Source organism: Bradyrhizobium sp. GW821-FHT12B03, from assembly GCF_058807535.1.
This window is the reverse complement of the sequence record NZ_JBXAQU010000009.1, coordinates 207,864-226,834: the sequence shown is the minus strand read 5'-3', so window position 1 is coordinate 226,834 and position 18,971 is coordinate 207,864. Positions and strand designations below refer to the sequence as shown.

Below are 18,971 nucleotides of genomic sequence, written 5' to 3'. Positions count from 1 at the left end.
AATGAACCTCGACTAGCACCCGTAGCTCAGCTGGATAGAGCGTTGCCCTCCGAAGGCAAAGGTCACACGTTCGAATCGTGTCGGGTGCGCCAGATTGCCTTTTCTTTACAGCGTGATCTGCAAACACTTTCATGCAGGATGCTGCTGCTCAAGTAAGCAGTCCACAGAAGAAATCACGCCAATCTGCTCGACGTGATCGCATTGCAGCAGCTGCTTCATTGCTTGGCATGGACGGGCAAACGAGTGCCGCAAACTTGCGAAATTCGGAGACCTAAATCTCTAGTCGACCGATGTCTGAGCTACAGGCAATTCGACAACGAACCTCGCTCCACCCAAGACAGACTCGTTGTCGGCTCGAATGCGCCCATTGTGCGCCTCGATGATCGAATGAGCGATCGGCAAGCCCAAGCCCATGCCGGTCTCCTTGGTTGTAAAGAAGCTGTCAAACAGGTGCGGCAGGTGATCCTCATCGATGCCATTTCCGCTATCTTCAATGATGCAGCACAACTTCTTCGCATCAAGCTGACGCGTTCGAATAGCGATGCTCTTCTGCGCGACTCCGGAACCCGTCAAAGCCTGGATTGCGTTAATCGTCAGGTTCACGATGACCTGTTGCAACTGGGTCCGATCGCCGACGACCTTGGGAAGGTCGGGCGCCAAATCGAGCGAAATTGACACCCCCCGTCCTTGAAGTTCGTGCTGCAAAAATGCCATGGACTCCGTCACGATCTCAGCGAGCCCAATCAATGATTGTTTGGCGCTCCCTCGACTTGCCATACCACGAATTCGATCAATGATTTCGGCCGCACGTCGCGCGTCACCAAGGACGCGCCTCAAGATGTCCTGGCCCTTTACCAAATTGGGCTCGGGTCGATCTAACCAGCGCAATCCGGTCTCAGCATTCGTAACAATGGAAGCAAGTGGTTGATTGATTTCGTGCGCAATCGACGCAGTTAGCGTTCCCAGACTTTCCACTCTGCTTACATGCGCGAGCTCAGACCGGAGCCTTTCGTGGGCTTGTTCGGCAAGTCGCCGTTGCGTAATGTCCTGAACTGCGCCCACGCACTCCAGACGCCCATCTTCATGCGCGATCGTTCGCCCGAATACCCTTACATACTTGATACGTCCGTCCGGCATTCGAAGCCGAATCTCATATTCAGCGTTGTCTTCACCGGACTGCACCTGCGCAATCTTCTCGGTCAGCATTGGAAGATCGTCCGGATGGACGCGTTCGGTCATGTTCTCTATGGTTACAAATGTAGTGGGATCGAATTCAAAGATGCGGTGAAGTTCATCAGAAAAGATTCGTTCGTCGGTATTGACCTTCCATAAAAATGAGCCTGTCGAACTAAGCCGCTGCCCCTCTCTAAGAAACGTTTCGCTCCGCTTCAGAGCGGCAACTGCTTGCGAACGTTCGATCGCGATGCTCGCGAGGTCTGCAACATGCGCGATGACGTCCTTCTGATGAGGAGACGGCCTGCCTGGTTTCGTTTGGTAGACACAGATTGTGCCGATCACGGCCCCTCCTCGGGAACGGAGCGGCGTGCTCCAAACGGCCCTCAAGCCGTGTTGAAGCACGTGAAGGCGACACGGAGCCTCGAGCCACCGAAAGTCCGATGCGATGTCCTCTGCGACCACCTGGGCATTTTCACTGATGGACTGACCACGCGGCGAAACGTCGGAGTTAACTAACATTCCCTCGATCGGATCGGTGTAACTCGACGGAAGAGAAGGCGCGACGCCGTACTGGAACGCCTTGCCCTCATCATCGATCGGGTAGATGCCGCAGCAGCAATCCGGCGCGGCGCTCTCAAATAATCTGCACAAGGCAACAAGAATGTCGCGCAGCGGGCGCCCCGATGCGATCAATTCGAGCACCTGTTTTTCACCGGCAAGATGAACTTCCGCGCGCTTGCGGTCTTCGATGTCGGTGTTAATGCCGTACCACTTGACGATCTCTCCACCGCCATCCTGGACAGGATTCCAACGAACCAAAAACCAACGATATTCGCCATCCGCACGGCGGAGCCTCCCTTCGGATTCTCCTGCTTTGCCGGATGCCACGGTGGCCTGCCAAGCCTCCCACAGCCCGCTTAGATCATCGGGATGTACGATCGCTTGCCACCCCAACTGTTGCAGTTGGTGCACCGGCAGCCCCGCATAATCGATATAGTGTTGGTTGAAGAACTCGCCAGTCCCATCGCTACGTGCCGACCAGGCCTGCCCTGGAATGGTGTCGATAATCGATCTGAGATCACGCTCGCTTGCCGACAGCGCTCTCTCGGCTTGTGCGAGATCATCGTAAAGTCGAGCATTCTCAAGCGAAATCGCGGCTTGCAACGTCAGTAGTTTCAATACTGCTGCTTGATTTGGTGTGAATGCGCCGGCAGCGAGATTGTTCTCGAGGTAGAGCACTCCTGTGAGCTTGGCCTCGTTGACTAGCGGCAAGCAAAGAACGGACCTTACCTTGCGAGCAAGCACGTCCGATTGGGCGGAATACACTGGATGGCTCGAGATATCATCGAGTATCAGTATCTCGCGGGACCGCAGGACATGTTGAACGATCATTTCGGCAGCCGCTGCCAGCGGCTCGCCTTCTCGACGGATCTTTATGCCTTGGCCGTCGGTGAACGCCTCCGCCTCGTGCCGCAGCCCCGCCCCGTCCAACAAAAGCAACACACCTCGTTCGGCGCCTGCATATTCTATAGCCAATCGCATGAGCGTGTCGATCAGCCTCTCGCGAACCATCTCGCCCGACAATGCCTGCGATACCTTCACCACGGTCGCGAAATCAAGCTGCTCGAGCTGGGTCGTGATCGTCACGGCCGGGCCGGAAGACGGCGAGTCCATACTCAGCAGATCGGGATAAAGAGCCTCCAGCTGATGCACCTTGCCCTCAGCCCCCCAACGTCGATAGCAGGACCGAGCCTCGCGCAGATAAGCGTTCGCCATCGTCTCAAAGCCGCGAGACGAGTGAAAACGTGCAGCAAGTTCGTTAGCGAGCGCCTCGTTGTTTAGAAAACCGTTTGAGCGTGCAGAATTGATTGCCCGTTCATATAAATGTTCAGCGTCACTCTCTCGCCCTTCTATGCGCGCGACTTCTGCGCCTACGAGAGCGGCCCGATTTTCGAACGTCTCAGGGCATTGCCGCGCCCAAGTCGCGATCTGATCGTAATGCGATTTCAGCGCATCGACATGTTGACGTCGATCCTCGGCCCCCAACACGCCAACAACAGCAGCGTGGCTCAACGCAGCATAGAAATGATATTCGGAAACTTCTACACAATCTATGCTTTCATGCAGGCGCTGCAAGGCGACTGGAATCGAAAGTAATCGTTTAGCCCCGATCGACGCATCCAGGGCAGCAGAGTAGTCACCCGCATAAAATCGCGCCTGGAGCTTCCTGATTCGATAGAAGCACTCAGCCACCAACTTTCGTTGATCGCTTGCCAAATGCCGCTCAAACATGGACTCACCAAACTGCTCGGAGTCAAAGGAGCCAAACTTTGACGTCAAACCGCGCAAGTTACGAATATACTCGAGGCGCGGAACCATGAGATCGATTACAAACTCGAACTGGATCGCACTGACAAACTCAAGGCCTGTCTCGGTCTCGCGCTGGACTTCGGCAAGTGGCTGTCCAGAGACCATGAGGAACCGGCTCAAAGCCTCTGTGCTGTACGCCGCGTAGTTGACATCACCAACCCTCTTCGAAGATTCAAACGCGCGTCGAAGCAGATCACGTCCGATCCGAATGTGCTCATTCCAAAATGAAATACTTTCCGCAAATACGCGATAAGTCCTTCCCTGAAAACGCGTTAGGTCCTTCTTCTCCATTAGCTCGAGCCCGAGACGCCCGAATCTCATTCCATCGTCGTGGTTACCAAAGAGCGTATGAGACACCATGCCGTACCACACGTAAGCGAGGCATGATCCGTGGCTATTACCGTACTGCAAACTAAGATTCGCCATACGGCAGACCACAAGGCTGAGAAGATAGCCATCGGCCAACAGCGTTGGCGCTATGGCTTTGGTCAAAACGTCAAGGGTCGCCAGCGCGTCGGCGTCACTCATCAAAGGCAACTCAACGAGTTCTTCGATCGAGCGCCCTCTGAGTCGCGTGCGCACCTCCTCGTATTCGCGCCTTACGCGTTCGATCGCCGGCCTGAACGACCATTCGATCCCTTGCTTCTTGAGGTAATCCAGAACGAGATTGATCGCCCTTTCCGGCGGATAACGAGTGAGGAACAAGTCGATGCGCAGACACTCCAAAGCCGACTGTTCAACCGTACTCTCCGCTCGATCCGATAGGACCGATAGTCGCCGCTCCGCTGCATCCAGATCGCCTGTAAGAAATTCACACTCCGCTCGAAATAGCTCCAACTGAAAAGCGAGATTGCGTCTGGTTTGCCAAGCTTCCTCGCTCAAGAGGGTTGCAGCCGCCGTGAAATATCTCAATGCTGAAGGATACGCCGCAGAGGCTTTTGCGCGCTTGCCGGCCATCATGTTGAGTTCTGCAACTTCCGCCAGTTCGACGCTGGAAGTCACCAGCTGAGTTCCCCGCTCAAACTGAGCAACGATCTCGAAGATCGATTCTTCGCGTTTCTCCCTCGTGACACGTTCTAGGAGGAGCCTTCCGATTTTGAGATGGGCCGCGGCTCGCGCATCTTCCGACATTAACGAGTATACCGCCTCCTGAATGCGATCGTGAGCGAACTTATAGAAACCCTCCGAACGCACAACCAGTTCAGCCAGTCGAGCCTCCCAAAGGCGCGCATGAACCTCCTCTTCAGTCGTCCCGTTTAGCAGCGAAAGAAATTCTATTCCCGCGCTATCGCCCAGGCATGCAAGGTCCTCGAGTATCGGTTGGGTTTCCAACGGGAGGCGACTTAGCCTCCCGACCATGAGCTCCACTACGTTATCCGTATAGCCCTTGTCTTCTATGCGATTTAGATCCCAGAACCAGCGCTCCTTGACGTGATCGAAATCGATAAGTGTCTCGTCACACAGGGCCGTGAGAAACTGAATGACAAAAAATGGATTTCCGGCGGTTTTCTCCCATATCAAGCGCGCTAGCGGTTCCGACCGATCCGCATCACAACGAAATGTATCCTGCACAAGTAGCGAGAGATCGTGTGTCCGAAGGGGGGTAAGGGTGATCTGTGTAGCAGTCCCGCCACCGTTGCGGATGGCCTCTAGTTTGCGGATGAGTGGATGGTCGGGACCCGTTTCGTTGTCGCGATAGGCCCCAATAATAAGCAAATGCCGCACATCCAACTGTGTCAATAAGCTCTCGATCAGGTCGAGCGTAGCGGCATCGAGCCATTGCAGGTCGTCGAGGAACAGTGCCAGTGGATGCTCGCGCCGCGCGAAAACGTTGATGAACCGGCCGATTACGAGTTGAAACCGGGCCCTCGCTTCTTGCGGCGGCAATTCCACGAGCGCAGGCTGTTCGCCGATGATGGCTTTCAGGTCCGGCACGAGATCGGTAATGAGCGATCCATTCGCGCCCAAGGCCTGAACGAGATCTTCGCGCCACTGGCTTAGCTCAGCATCGGATTGACCGAGGAGTTCGCGGATAACGCTCTGGAAGGCCTGCACCACGGTCGCGTAGGGAATATCGCGCTTGTATTGGTCGAACTTGCCCGTTGCAAACAGGCCACGCGGCAGGACCAGAACCTTATGAAGTTCGTTGACAACGGTAGATTTTCCGATGCCGGAATACCCGGCGACCAATACTAGTTCCGGCGTGCCGTTCGCCAAGACTCTATCGAACGCCGCAAGAAGTCGATCGATATCACGGTCGCGCCCATAGAGCTTCTCGGGTATCAGCAACCGCGCACGAATATCGTGTTCGCCAAGGGGGAACGGATCAATGCGGCGGAGCGTCCGCCACTCCGCCAGACAACGTCGAAGGTCTTTTTCCAGTCCGGTTGCCGTTTGGTATCGATCTTCTGCCGCTTTCGCGAGCAGCTTGCCAACGATCGCAGATATCGGGTCTGGAACGCCCGGCACCAAGCTCGCTGGCGACGCGGGTAGTCGAGCGATATGGCAATGGACCCATTCAACTGCATCTGCGGCATTGAAAGGCAAAGTCCCCGTCAGCATTTGATAGAATGTGACGCCCAAGGCATAGAGATCGCTGCGGGAATCGATAGACCGGTTCATCCGGCCCGTTTGCTCGGGGGCCATGTAGGCAAGCGTTCCGGCGATAAATTTGGGGGGCTCGGGCGGTTGTCGTTCGCGTGGGATGCGTGACGCGATCCCGAAGCCCGTGAGTCGGATCTGTCCATTTCGGCTCACGAAAATGTGGGCCGGCTTGATATCCTTGTGAACCAGGCCTCGCTGGTGCATTTTGCCGACGGCCACAGTGATTCCGATAGCGACATGCAGGAAGCTGTCAACTTCCATAGGTGTGTCCAGAAGCTGACTGAGCAGCTCGCCCCCAGGGTCCTCGCGTGTTAGAATAATTTGGCCGCTCTCCTGGACGAGGTCGAGCGGCTGGAGCGCCCACTCGGCGTCAAGGTAGTTAGCCAGTTCATGTTCGCGAGCAAGTCCGTTGCCGGTGCTGGAGCCTAGATGCTCTGAAGCGGCAAGAACAGTAGACGATCTGCTCGGACCGCCGTCGGCAGCCCGGTGCAGGATCCTACGCAGAAGCGTATCGCCTTCCTGCGATAGAACTTGAACTGCACCGCTATCATCGGCTGCGTTAGTCCGCACCGTATCGCTCGCTCGTATTCAGAATTCGATCTTTGCCGTTGGCTAGCGTTTACAGCAAGATTTCACGACAACTCCGTCAACATGGAAATTGCCACAAGACGTGTCCGCAGAACGCTAGATAGATCGAACATCCGGGAACCGCAACGCCTGAATGTAACGCTTAGCCTCTTAAAGCTCCTTCGATACAATTGATCAGGTCGTTTATTTCGAAAGGCTTTCTCAGCAGGCAAGCCGCGCCAGCGGCAGCCGCCTTGGCCGCTAGGTTCGTATCTGAACGTGCCGTTATCAACACCACAGGAATCGTCGAGCCCTCAGCAGCGAGCCGCTGCATCAGATCGAGCCCGCTCATACCCGGCATATGAATGTCGGTCACGACGCAATTGAAGGATCTGCCACTAGTCGAAGCAATATAGTCCTCAGCGGAGGCATATCCGTCAGCTCCATATCCGAGAGAAGACAGCGACTCTACGAGGGCAGCCCGGAATGACTCGTCATCATCGATAACTGCAATTTCGAGATCTCGTGTCACTCAGCATCCTTGCCCCGATTCAACCGGGGAAACGAGGGGAAGATGATGATTGCATCTGCTTGCGGTGCCCAGGAATTATACAAGAGTGTTATAGGCCGGCTTCAGCGCGTTTGGCACGCTCAGAAATTGGCCACCGTCTTCAGGCCAAACACGAGCGCGTTCCTGTTCTGGCTCGTACCGCCGGGATTGATGATGTATTGGATGTTCGGACGAAGCTCCAACCCATTGCTCGGTCGGTATGTGTAGTACGCCTCAAGGGCGTACTCGCCCGCTTGGATCGGTACCGGGCGCAGCCCTGCCAAATTTTGAAGCATTTCCGACCAGGCGACGCGGCTGTTCACATGCGTCGTTCCGATGGCGAGTCCGACATCGTCATCCGGTCGGGACCCGAGCGGGCCGGTGTAAATTAGGCCCACCGCCATCTGAGCGTCGATGAATGACGTACGGCGGTCGACTAGCGTCGCGTTGAAAAAAAGACTCAAACCGCCGCGGGCATTGGTCGCCGAATTGCGCGTGGCCTGTTGGAGGAAATTGACATAGCCGCCATAGCGGCCCCGGCCTTGGGCGAATGGCAAGCCGCTGACCGCCGCCGGCATTCCGTTGACATCGCGGACCACGTCGGGCGCTAAAGAGGTGTCGTACCAGCCGCCAAACTTGTAGCTGCCCTGCAGACCCCCAAAGTTCGGCAGCCAAGCGAGTTCGGCCGGCACAAGAACCCCTGTCGAGCCGGTGAAGATCGCCGGAAGCAGCGCCTGCTGCAAGCCGAGATATCTCGGATTTTGATCAAACGTCGCAAACTGGAAATAGCCAAAGCCTGCTAAGTTGATCTTCCATCGGGACGCCCATTGGCTAATCGGCCAGTTGTAGATGGTGTTGGGGACGATATTGCCGGCTGGCGTCCCACAGAAGGTGAGGTTCTGGAAGTCACACGAGAACGCCGAAAAGTCTTCACTGAACGGCATACGACCGATTTTCCATTCGAGGAGGCCGTTCGCGAATTTCTGATTGTACCAGAAGCGCGTCAGGCGCGCGGTCCGGCCGCGCCCGTAGATCTCCTGATTCTCCTGAAGCGTATCAAGGCCCGCGTCGTCGCTTAGATTACGCCCGTTGCGGTCGGTGATCGTCACCTGGACCGTACCGCCTTCCAACGTAACGAGTCGACCAAGGTCCAACGTTACACCGGCGGCCCATTGGTCTGCATAAGCTGCCTCACGGCGAAGTCCGCCGGTTGCGTTGCCGGCAACTTCGCCGACATAGCCCAATTGAAAATGCACGCCAACGTCTCTAAGCCGAGTCCGCACGCCATCCCAATCACCAAGGAGCCAAGGAATGGAGGCCGCTTTTTGGCTTCCTGGATTGGTCAAGTCCGAGGCAAGCGCGGGAACGCTCAGGATGTAAATCACCGCTGCAAGCGCAGCGAGCAGATCGATCCACTCCCCGATGGCCGTCCCGGTCGAACCGTTGTTGAATTGCAACGTCTTCACCACGCGTCTCCCGCCGACATTCCTCCAGGTCAGCCCGTGACCCCAGGCAGGCTGCTCGGAATGTCCGCGAGAGAGAATCAGACACTGGAGTTGGGCGAGTCATACGGAAGGGTCATTGGCGGTCTCTCTGGCCGCTTCACCGCGACGCTCGCGCCGCGCACGCGATACATGATCATACGATCGGCTGATCAAGACACCGAAACGTGCGATGGCTGCTTGCGGACGAGAGGGGTTTCATCGCGGTGTGGAATTCAAGGCCGAAAGGAGACACCGTGAGAATGATCGAAGGCTTCGCCGTTGCACCGATCCTACAGGATCAAAAGCCGAACGTCCTTGCAGCGCACGAACTACAAACGACGCTCGTGGGCATGATCGGGCACGATCTCCGCCAATCGCTGCACGTCATTCAAGGAACCTACGCGCTGCTGCGTTCGCGCGTGGATGACTTGCCGCAACAGGCATGGCTCGACCGAGGCGAGCGTGCGGTCGCGAGGCTCACGGAACAACTTAATTGCCTGGTGGATGCCTTTTACCTGGCCGAACGCACCAATGCACCGGAGATATCTTTTATCGGACTTGGCCCGCTGTTCTGGCGGTTGCGACACGAGAATGAAGATGCAGCTCTTCAAAGGGGTATCGACCTTCGATCGGTATCAACGAACGCCTCCGTGGCAAGCAACCCGATTCTGCTCGGCTGCATCCTCCGCAATCTCTTGACCAACGCCATCAAGTACACTGAGCCTGGAGGACGCATTCTGATCGGCTGCCGGCGCAAAGGGTCCGAGATCAGGATCGATGTCTATGACACCGGCATCGGCATTCCGGAAAGTCAATTGCCCCGAATCTTCGATACGTTCACGCGCCTTACGCCTGAACGCGGCGCCGGTCTGGGCATCGGGCTCTCTATCGTACGCCGGGCACTCGAAGCGCTCGGACACCGTATCGAAGTCCGATCGGCTGTCGGGGAAGGATCACTGTTCTCGATCTACGCGCCCACCGAGAGCTGAAGTTCGGTTTAACTCACAGTCACGACTAGATTTTTCTCTGGAACCGGGGAGGCCGGCTCACCTATACACAGGTGTGATCCCCGCCCCCGCCTCGTTCATGTTAGACATTCCCGCGAAAATACGGTGTGTGTCTAAGGCATGCGGTCCGCCAACAACGAAAAACCCCTCGTACACGTCGTCGACGACGACGCTTCCATGCGTACTGCATTGGAGGGGCTTTTTGATTCGGTCGGGCTTCAGACAGAAACCTATGCGACGGCGGAGGATTTCCTTTCGACGAAGCTCACCGACAGACCTGGCTGCATCGTCCTGGATATCAGACTGCCGGGTGTCAATGGTCTTGAATTTCAGGGCCGGTTGACTCAGATAGGTGTCGGGATTCCGGTGGTGATGATGACCGGGTTCGGAGACATTCCGATGTCGGTACACGCCATGAAGCACGGCGCCGTGGACTTCCTTCCTAAGCCATTTCGCGATCAGGACATGCTCGATGCCGTCATGGCTGCGATCGAGCGCGATCGACAACGACGCGTCTTCGAAGATGACGTTTCGCAACTTAGAAAGCGTTTCGAGACACTTTCGCCGCGCGAGCAGGAGGTGATGTTGCACGTCACGGCCGGCAAAATGAACAAGCAGGTTGCTGGTGATCTCGGGATCAGCGAGATCACGGTCAAGATCCATCGTGGCGCGGCGATGCACAAGATGGGCGCGCGCACTTACGCCGAGCTGGTTCGAATGGCCGACGCTCTCAATCCAAGCCTTCGGAAGCTCGGCCGGTAGCCCGGCTCCATAGTCGTTTTGAACAGCGGCACTCAGACCATCGACTAAGCTGCGCGCTTTGGCAGTTTCCAGCCTGGGCGCACGAAGTGACAGGTGTATCCATCCGGATAACGCTCCAGATAGTCCTGGTGCTCGGGCTCGGCCTCCCAGAAGTCGCCGACAGGAGTGATCTCCGTAACCACCTTGCCGGGCCAAAGACGCGAAGCTTCGACATCCGCGATCGTGTCTTCGGCGATCTTTCTTTGCTCCTCCGTCGTATAGAAGATCGCGGAGCGATAGCTCGTGCCCAAATCGTTGCCCTGACGATTGATGGTGGTGGGATCATGGATTTGGAAGAAGAACTCCAGCATGGTCCGATAGTCGGTCTTGGCCGGATCAAAGATGATCTCGATCGCTTCGGCGTGGCCTTCGTGATTGCGATAGGTGGCGTTCTTCACCCTTCCGCCCGTGTAGCCGACGCGGGTCGAGATCACGCCCGGCTGTTTTCGGATCAGGTCCTGCATCCCCCAGAAGCAGCCTCCGGCCAGGACAGCACGTTCCGTTGTCATTCGATGTCCTCCACTTGATCGAGGTAGGCTCCATAGCCTTCGGCCTCCATTCGATCGCGCGGGACGAAACGCAAGGACGCCGAATTGATGCAGTAGCGTAACCCGCCGCGATCCTCCGGGCCATCGTCAAAAACATGGCCGAGATGGCTATCGCCATGGGCTGAGCGCACCTCGGTGCGGATCATGCCGTGCGAGACGTCTCGAAGCTCCCGGACGTTGACCGGCTCGATTGGTTTGGTGAAACTAGGCCAGCCACAGCCTGACTCGTACTTGTCCGATGACGCAAACAAGGGCTCGCCGGATACGGTGTCGACGTAGATGCCCGGTGCCTTGTTGTGTAAATACTCGCCCGTGCCAGGGCGTTCAGTGCCGCTTTGCTGGGTTACTCGAAACTGCTCGGGCGTCAGGCCCGCAATGGCTTCCGCCGTCTTGCCGTACGCGCGTGGCTTAGTTTCCATGGCTGTCATCCTTGGAGATTAATACACCCGTTCCTTTGGCGGAATTGTCGCCACCTCATTCGTCAACGGCTGCAAATGCACCGGCCGATAGTCGAGCCTAACGCGGCCGTCATCGTCAAGCCATGAGAGCGTGTGCTTGAGCCAAATCTCGTCATCGCGTTTTGGAAAGTCCTCGCGCGCATGGGCGCCGCGGCTTTCAGTGCGGCCGATTGCCGAGTGCAGGCTCACGTTGGCCTGCGCGAGCATGTTGTCGAGTTCGAGCGCCTCGGTAAGGTCGGTGTTGAACATCATCGAACGGTCGGAAACCGTGAGATCGTCGTGCATCGTCGCGAGCACGTCGTCGAGCTTGACCGCGCCTTCGTCGAGCAACGCTCCGGTGCGGAACACCGCGCAATGCTTCTGCATGGTTCGCTGCATCGCAAGCCGGATGTCACCGGCGAGGGTCTTGCCCTCCGACCAGCGGATGCGGTCAAGCCGCGCGATTGCCCGCTCGGTTGCAGTCTGCGGCGCTGATGGATGGCCTTCGCCAACGCGCAGCATTTCGGTCGCCCGTTGTGCTGCAGCGCGGCCGAACACCACGATGTCGAGCAACGAGTTGGAACCGAGGCGGTTGGCACCATGCACGGACACGCAGGCGGCCTCCCCGATCGCCATCAATCCCGGCACGACGGCGTCCGGATCACCGTTGCGCTTAGTGATGACCTCCCCGTGCAGATTGGTGGGTATCCCGCCCATGTTGTAATGCACCGTCGGCAAGACCGGGATCGGCTGGCGGGTGACGTCGACGCCGGCGAAGATCCGCGCGGTCTCGCTGATGCCGGGCAGGCGCTCATGCAGAATGTCGGCGCCGAGATGCTCCAGATGCAGCTCGATGTAGTCCTTGCGCGGCCCGCAGCCGCGGCCTTCATTGATCTCGATCGTCATGGCGCGACAGACGACGTCGCGCCCGGCAAGGTCCTTGGCGCTCGGCGCATAGCGCTCCATGAAGCGTTCGCCTTCCGAATTGGTGAAGTAACCGCCCTCGCCGCGCGCACCTTCCGTGATCAGGCAGCCTGAACCATAGATACCGCTTGGGTGAAACTGGGTGAACTCCATGTCCTCGAGCGGCAGCCCCGCACGCAGCACCATGGCATTTCCATCGCCAGTGCAAGTGTGCGCAGCGGTACAGGAGAAATAAACACGGCCATAACCGCCGGTCGCCAGCACGGTCCGGTGCGCGCGGAAGCGGTGCAGCGTTCCGTCTTCCAGATTCCAGGCCAGCAGACCTCGACAGGTACCATCGTCGTCCATTAACAGGTCGAGCGCAAAATACTCGACGAAGAACTCGGTGTTGTGCTTCACGCACTGCTGATAGAGCGTGTGCAGGATCGCATGACCAGTACGGTCGGCCGCGGCGCAGGTGCGCTGCGCCATCTGCTTGCCAAAGCCGATGGTCTGCCCGCCGAACGGACGCTGATAGATCGTGCCATCATCCGTGCGGGAGAATGGCACACCGTAATGTTCGAGCTCCAGCACCGCGGGCACCGCTTCGCGGCACATATATTCGATCGCGTCCTGATCGCCGAGCCAGTCGGAGCCCTTTACCGTGTCGTACATATGAAAGCGCCAATTGTCGCCGTCGCCCATGTTGCCAAGGGACGCGGCCATGCCGCCTTGGGCCGCCACCGTGTGGCTGCGGGTCGGAAACACTTTTGTGACGCAGGCCGTTTTCAATCCGGACGCGGCCATGCCGAGCGCCGCGCGAAGGCCGGCGCCGCCGGCACCGACAATGACGACGTCGTAGCTGTGCTCCACGATATCGTAAGCACCGGTCATCGGCCTACTTCCAGCGGTAAATTCGGATCACATCGGCATCCGGGTCAATCCCAAGACCAGGCTCTTGTGGCACGGATATCCGGCCCTGCGTTGGTTGCAGGGCATCGCCGTAAATTGTGGCCTCGAGATCGAACCAACGCCACTCGATCAGGGAATCCGTCGTTCCCAGCGTGGAAGTCGCATGGATCGCCGCTAGCAGGCCTGGGCCGTCATAGAAAGAGTGCGGCATAACGGGAGTATTATGGACCGCCGCAAGCGGAAAGACTTTGCGAAGCTCGCTGATGCCACCCATCTTGGCGACACTCGGCTGGACGAAGTCGACTGCGCCGGCGGTCAGCAGACGCTCGAAATCCATCAAGGTGTAGATGTTTTCACCGGCTGCGATCGGGACGCCGCTCGTCTTTCTCAACGCAGCGAGACCGCCAAAGTTTTCCGGGGGCCAGAGTGGTTCCTCCAGCCATTTCAAGCCGATCCCCTTGAGCTCTTCCGTCATTTGTCGCGCCTCGTGGAGCGTCCACGGACAATTCACGTCGAGTGTCAGGTCGATGTCGGGACCGGCTTCCTCGCGGGCGGCTTGAATGGCTGGAAGCTCTATCTCGTGAAGTTTGAGCGTGCGAAACCCTGCGTCGATCGCCTGCCGAACGGCGGCGCGGACAAACGAAGGTTCCGAATAGCGGACCAGGCTTGCATAGCAGTCGAGCTCGGCCGCTCCGCCCCCGAGCAGTCGGCACAGCGGGGCATTGGCGGCCTTGCCCGCGATATCCCAAAGCGCGATGTCGACCGCCGACATGGCAAAGGCCAGAGCCCCTCCCCGTCCAAACACGTGCAGCTTTCTCTGAACGTCCAGCATCAGCGGATCGATCAGGGTTGCATCCTTGCCGATACAGAGCGGCGCAATCAGTTGATCAACCGCGAGCCGGGCGGAAGCAACTGCGCGAAACCCAAAAGCCTCGCCCCACCCTATCAGCCCCTGATCAGTCGTCACCTTGACGAGCAGCGAGTCGGCCGCCGGCAAGTTGCTGTCGCCCCAGACGGAAGAGGCCGATTTGGTTCCGGCCCTGAACGGAATGCGCAGCGGAATGGTCTCGATGGCAGCGATGATCATGTCACAGACCTCAAGCATGCGGCCCAACGCCCGGCTTATTGGATTTGAGATCGGCCTATGCGTGTTGATGCCGCGGATCGTCGTGCGGATTGTGATATTCAAGGCCGAGCGGGCCGATTGCGGTTACCTGCGTGACGTATTCGCCGGATTTCGCCCAGTGAAAATGCCAGGTCTCGCCAGGCAGAACGATGACGCTTCCCGGCGGATAGGCCTTCACCTTGTCGCCGTCGAATGTTTCGCCAAGCCCGATGTAGAACACGCCGGACAACACGGTGTAGATACGATCTTCCGGATGCTTGTGCGGCATCAGTTTCGTGCCATCCGGCACCTTGACCCTCACCACGTAAGGACCTGCCTGGGTGGGATGGCCGACGACTACCGCCAGACGCGCTCCGGAGGGAAACGCCGGAAATGGCTTCCAGTCGATATCTTCGGGCAAGATCGCCCGAAACACGGACTGGTCGGGCTGATGTGTTCGAGGCATGATCGCTCTCCCTGGATCTGGGCGGCAAACGCGTTCACGCGATCAGCTTCGCGTCGAGCGAGATCGCGGCGTTAAGAACCTTGGATACCGGACAGTTCTTTTCCGCCTCGGCGGCAAGGCGGCTAAAGCCCGCTTCATCAATATTCGGCACCTTGCCGCGCAAGGTGAGCGCGGACTTGCTGATGCGAAATCCCTGCCCCTCCGGCTCCAGAGTGACAGCGGCCTCGGTCGAAAGCTCGGTCGGGCTAAAACCCGCTGCCTGCAAGCCGAAGGCAAGTGACATCGTGAAACAGCCGGCGTGGGCTGCGGCGATCAACTCCTCCGGATTGGTACCCTTCTCATTCTCGAAGCGGGTCTTGAACGAATACGGCGTTTCGGCGAGCACGCCGGAATCGCTGGAGAGATTTCCGTTTCCCGCCCTGCCGGTGCCGTGCCAACGCGCCCTTGCCTTACGGATCATATCTTTCCTCCCGTTCCTCGATGGCCTCACGCCGGTTGCTTCAATTGATTGACGTCGATCGGCATCCTGCGCAGACGTTTTCCGGTTGCCGCGTATATCGCGTTGGCGATAGCGGGAACGATCGCCGACGTACCGGTCTCGCCCATGCCGCCTGGCGGCTCCAAGCTGTTGATGAGATGCACATCAACGGTCGGCGCCTCGTTCATGCGCAGGATCTGATAGGTGTCGAAATTGGTCTGCTCGACACGACCGTTCTTGAGCGTGATCTCGCCGTAGAGTGCTGCCGTCACGCCGTACATGATCCCGCTCTGAAGCTGCGCCTGCACGGTGTTCGGATTGACCACGGTCCCGCAGTCCATCGCGCATGTGACGCGGTGGACGCGAACGGAGCCATCCTTTGCCACCTCGACCTCGGCGACCTGGGCCAAGAGGCTGCCGAAGGCATTTTGCAGCGAAATGCCGCGACCGCGTCCTTTCGGCAGAGGCTGGCTCCAGCCGGCTTTCTCGGCGGCAAGGTCAAGCACCGCCCGGGCGCGCGGATTGTGGTCGAGCAGCGCGCGCCGAAAGGCGACCGCGTCCTGCCTGACGGCGGCCGCCAGCTCGTCGACAAAGCTCTCGGTGACGAAGACGTTGTGCGATGGACCGACGCTGCGCCAGAACCCGGTTGGAATGCCGGGTGGCTCCACACGGACATATTCGACATGGAAGTTCGGGAATTTGTAGACGAGGTCGATCGCTCCCTCGGTCGAGTCCGGGTCAAGACCGTTGGCGAAAGCGGGCGGCAACCAGCGTGCAATCACCGAGGAGCCCGCAAAGCGATGGTTCCATGCAATCGGCTTGCCGTCATTGTCGAGGCCGGCCGTGATGCGGTCGAACCAATACGGGCGGTACAGGTCGTGCTGGATGTCTTCCTCGCGCGTCCATATGACCTTGACCGGGCCGTCGACCTGCTTGGCGATCTCGACCGCGCGCACCGCGCCATCAGCTTCCAGCCGCCGGCCGAAGCCGCCGCCGAGCAGGTGGTTGTGGACGATAACCTTCTCCGGCGACAGACCCGCAGCCTTCGCCGCCATCGCCTGCACTCGCGCGATGGCCTGGGTGCCGATCCATATCTCGCATTCGTTACCCCGAAAGTGAACCGTGCAATTCATCGGCTCCATGGTGGCGTGCGCTAAGAATGGAACCTGATATATCGCCTCCACCTTGGTAACCGCGCTCGCCATGGCCTTGTCGGCATCACCGACATTTTGTGCAACAGCGCCAGTCTTGAGGGTCGCCTGCTCCAGCTCGCGAGCGATGTCTTGCGTGCTGAGCGCGGCATGCTCGCCGCCATCCCATTCGATCTTGAGCGCCTCGAGCCCCTTCTTCGCGGCACCCATATGATCGGCAACCACGGCAACGGCATCCGCGAGACGGACGATCTGGCGCACGCCTTTGACGGCCCTCGCCGACGTGTCGTCAACGCTCTTCAGCTTTCCGCCGAAGACAGGAGACTGCGCCAGGGTTGCGATCTTAACGCCGGCTGGGCGGACATCAATGCCGTAGATGACCGTGCCATTGACCTTGCCGGCGGCATCGAGCCGTTTCGCCGGCGTACCGATCAGTTTGAACTCATCCGGTTGTTTCAGCCCGACGTCCTTTGGCACCGGCATTTGGGCAGCCTCGACGGCAAGCTCGCCATACTTCAGGCGCCGCCCGCTCGCCGCATGAGATACTTCGCCGTCCTGCGCCCGGCATGATTTAGCGTCGACGCCCCAGCGCTTGGCAGCGGCTGCGATCAGCATCGCCTTTGCCGTGGCTCCTGCCTGGCGCAGCGGCTTCCAACCGCCGCGCAAGGCATTCGAATTGCCGGTTGCCTGCACGCCGAGCATTGGATTGGCATAAAGCCTTTCGTTTGGTGGCGCATGTTCGAGGCGAACCTGGTTCAGGTCGACATCGAGTTCCTCGGCGATCAGCATCGGGATGGAGGTATAGGTGCCCTGTCCCATCTCGACGTAGGGCATGGTCAGCACGACCTGTCCATCGCTTCCGATGCGGATGAAGGCGTTCGGCGCGAAATCCTCGGCGACCGCACCTTCGCTGCGGCCGACCGGCAAGCTCAGGCTCAGCAACAGACCGCCACCAACCGCGACGCTGCTGGCCAGGAAGTTGCGACGGGAAAGACCGGCGACGGAAGCGCGCGAGATGGTGCGATCGATGCTCATGACTAGCCCGCCTTTCCGTTGCTCTGCGCGGCGAGCTTGATCGCTTCGCGGATGCGAACGTAGGTGCCGCAGCGGCAGATATTGCCGCTCATGGCGTCGTCGATATCAGCATCGGTCGGATACGGATTGCTCGCGAGGAGCGCCGAGGCCGACATGACCTGGCCGGACTGGCAGTAGCCGCACTGAACCACCTCACAGTCGAGCCAGGCCTTCTGGATCTTCGCGCCCGCTGGGATGGCACCGATTGCCTCGATCGTCGTGACCTTCGAGTCGCCCAAACCGTCGATCGTCGTGATGCAGGAACGGGTAGCTGTGCCGTCGACATGCACCGTACACGCGCCGCATAGTGCCATTCCGCATCCGAACTTTGTCCCGGTCATGCCGAGCACATCGCGCAATACCCAAAGCAGCGGCGTATCGCCGTCGACGTCGACGATCCGTGTCATTCCGTTGATGTTGATGGTAAAGGCCATATGCCTCTCCTTCGCTGTCGCAAATCGCGTGGCGTGACGGCCGAGCGGTCAGTCCCCAAGCTGACCGACGTGGAAGCCGAGACGGTTTTCGACGTCGCCAGGACGATGGAAGCCGCGCTGCATCAACGCCTTGATCCGCTTTTGGCTGGCTGGCCGTCCGAGCGCCGCGATGAATGCGTCCCACTCAGGCTTGATTTCCACGTCGGGCGGCAGGCTCGCGACATCGACCAGGCGCTTGGTATCGGCAATGGCCTGCTTGTCGAAGGAGGCGATCCGCATGGCGAGCGCATCGACAAAACCGTCGAGCTCGGCGTCCGGAACGGAGCGATTGACGTAGCCGTAGCGCTCGGCGAGGTCGCCGTTGATATCATCGGCGCTCAGCAGGACCTCCAGAGCGCGGCCCCTTCCCATCAACCGCGGCAGCCGGGCCATGGGCCCTCCGCCTGGCACCAAGCCCGCCCCGACTTCCCACTGCGACAGAATCGCCCTCTCGCGGCTGGCGAACCGCATGTCGCTTGCGAGCGCGAGCTCGCTCCCGACGCCGGTTGCACGGCCGCGAATGGAGGCAATGGACACGACCGGAGCGCGGCTGAGGCGCACCAGCATGTCCGGCAGCGCCTGCAGACCCGTCGGTCCGGGCGGGATCTTGGCCGATTCTTCAAGCGGCGCCAGGAAGTCGTAATGCGTGATGAAGAAGCCGTCGACGGCACTGTCGAAGACAACGACCTTGACCTGCTCATCCATCTCGATTGCCGTGATGATCTCGTTAAGTCGCAAAGTCTCTTTCGGCCCAAAGATATTGACTGGCGGAAGATCGAACGTGACCCGCCAGTATGACGGCAACCGCCGCTCGAGACGGATTTCCTGAGGCGCAAAGGTTCTTTCGGGACGGTTCATGACGGAC

14 protein-coding genes and 1 tRNA gene are annotated in these 18,971 nt (G+C 58.9%); 3 read left to right on the top strand and 12 right to left on the bottom strand.

Translation table 11 applies throughout. The annotated features are described in order from the left end of the window. Positions 1-15: 15 nt before the first annotated feature. Positions 16-92 (top strand) — tRNA-Arg (locus AC1RUR_RS19540). A 187-nt stretch (positions 93-279) separates the two neighbouring features. Here the strand turns inward: AC1RUR_RS19540 and AC1RUR_RS19535 are convergent. From AC1RUR_RS19535 to AC1RUR_RS19525, 3 genes are all read right to left on the bottom strand, one after another. Beyond that, positions 280-6,720 (bottom strand): AAA family ATPase, encoded by a 6,441-nt coding sequence (locus tag AC1RUR_RS19535; protein WP_492846868.1) that lies wholly within the window; start codon positions 6,718-6,720, stop codon positions 280-282. Positions 6,721-6,880: 160 nt separating this feature from the next. Then, the gene (locus AC1RUR_RS19530; protein WP_492846866.1) at positions 6,881-7,249 is read right to left on the bottom strand and encodes a response regulator transcription factor; all 369 of its coding nucleotides are present in this window, start codon (positions 7,247-7,249) and stop codon (positions 6,881-6,883) included. A 119-nt stretch (positions 7,250-7,368) separates the two neighbouring features. Beyond that, the gene (locus AC1RUR_RS19525; RefSeq protein ID WP_492846864.1) at positions 7,369-8,733 is read right to left on the bottom strand and encodes a carbohydrate porin; all 1,365 of its coding nucleotides are present in this window, start codon (positions 8,731-8,733) and stop codon (positions 7,369-7,371) included. Between the two features lie 278 nt (positions 8,734-9,011). On the opposite strand from AC1RUR_RS19525, the gene AC1RUR_RS19520 reads away from it, so the two are divergent. Both AC1RUR_RS19520 and AC1RUR_RS19515 read left to right on the top strand, forming a co-directional pair. Further along, complete coding sequence (locus AC1RUR_RS19520; protein ID WP_492846862.1) at positions 9,012-9,740, top strand: sensor histidine kinase; 729 nt, start codon at positions 9,012-9,014, stop codon at positions 9,738-9,740. 138 nt (positions 9,741-9,878) lie between these two features. Further along, a complete protein-coding gene (locus AC1RUR_RS19515) occupies positions 9,879-10,520 on the top strand; it encodes a response regulator transcription factor (RefSeq protein WP_492846860.1) in 642 nt (213 codons plus the stop codon). A gap of 44 nt (positions 10,521-10,564) precedes the next feature. Here AC1RUR_RS19515 and msrA read toward each other — a convergent pair whose 3' ends face one another. The 9 genes from msrA to AC1RUR_RS19470 are packed head-to-tail and all read right to left on the bottom strand — an operon-like array spanning position 10,565 to position 18,964. Beyond that, positions 10,565-11,068: a peptide-methionine (S)-S-oxide reductase MsrA gene (gene msrA / locus AC1RUR_RS19510; RefSeq protein WP_492846858.1), complete on the bottom strand. Its 504-nt coding sequence runs from the start codon at positions 11,066-11,068 to the stop codon at positions 10,565-10,567. Then, positions 11,065-11,526: a peptide-methionine (R)-S-oxide reductase MsrB gene (gene msrB, locus AC1RUR_RS19505; RefSeq protein WP_492846856.1), complete on the bottom strand. Its 462-nt coding sequence runs from the start codon at positions 11,524-11,526 to the stop codon at positions 11,065-11,067. Before msrB ends, msrA begins: the two co-directional genes overlap by 4 nt. Before the next feature lie 18 nt (positions 11,527-11,544). Continuing rightward, positions 11,545-13,341, bottom strand: a complete 1,797-nt coding sequence (gene sdhA, locus AC1RUR_RS19500; RefSeq protein ID WP_492846854.1) for a succinate dehydrogenase flavoprotein subunit — start codon at positions 13,339-13,341, stop codon at positions 11,545-11,547. Between the two features lie 4 nt (positions 13,342-13,345). Continuing rightward, positions 13,346-14,446 (bottom strand): mandelate racemase/muconate lactonizing enzyme family protein, encoded by a 1,101-nt coding sequence (locus tag AC1RUR_RS19495; protein ID WP_492846852.1) that lies wholly within the window; start codon positions 14,444-14,446, stop codon positions 13,346-13,348. Between the two features lie 55 nt (positions 14,447-14,501). Beyond that, positions 14,502-14,930 (bottom strand): cupin domain-containing protein, encoded by a 429-nt coding sequence (locus tag AC1RUR_RS19490; protein WP_492846850.1) that lies wholly within the window; start codon positions 14,928-14,930, stop codon positions 14,502-14,504. A 34-nt stretch (positions 14,931-14,964) separates the two neighbouring features. Beyond that, a complete protein-coding gene (locus AC1RUR_RS19485; protein WP_492846848.1) occupies positions 14,965-15,390 on the bottom strand; it encodes an OsmC family protein in 426 nt (141 codons plus the stop codon). Positions 15,391-15,416: 26 nt separating this feature from the next. Beyond that, entirely contained in the window at positions 15,417-17,594 is a 2,178-nt protein-coding gene (locus AC1RUR_RS19480) for a xanthine dehydrogenase family protein molybdopterin-binding subunit (protein ID WP_492846846.1), read from the bottom strand. 2 nt (positions 17,595-17,596) lie between these two features. Continuing rightward, positions 17,597-18,067 carry a (2Fe-2S)-binding protein gene (locus AC1RUR_RS19475; protein WP_492846844.1) on the bottom strand — a complete coding sequence of 157 codons (471 nt, stop codon included), beginning with the start codon at positions 18,065-18,067 and terminating at the stop codon, positions 17,597-17,599. Positions 18,068-18,115: 48 nt separating this feature from the next. Further along, the gene (locus AC1RUR_RS19470) at positions 18,116-18,964 is read right to left on the bottom strand and encodes an enoyl-CoA hydratase/isomerase family protein (protein WP_492846842.1); all 849 of its coding nucleotides are present in this window, start codon (positions 18,962-18,964) and stop codon (positions 18,116-18,118) included. Positions 18,965-18,971: the final 7 nt, after the last annotated feature.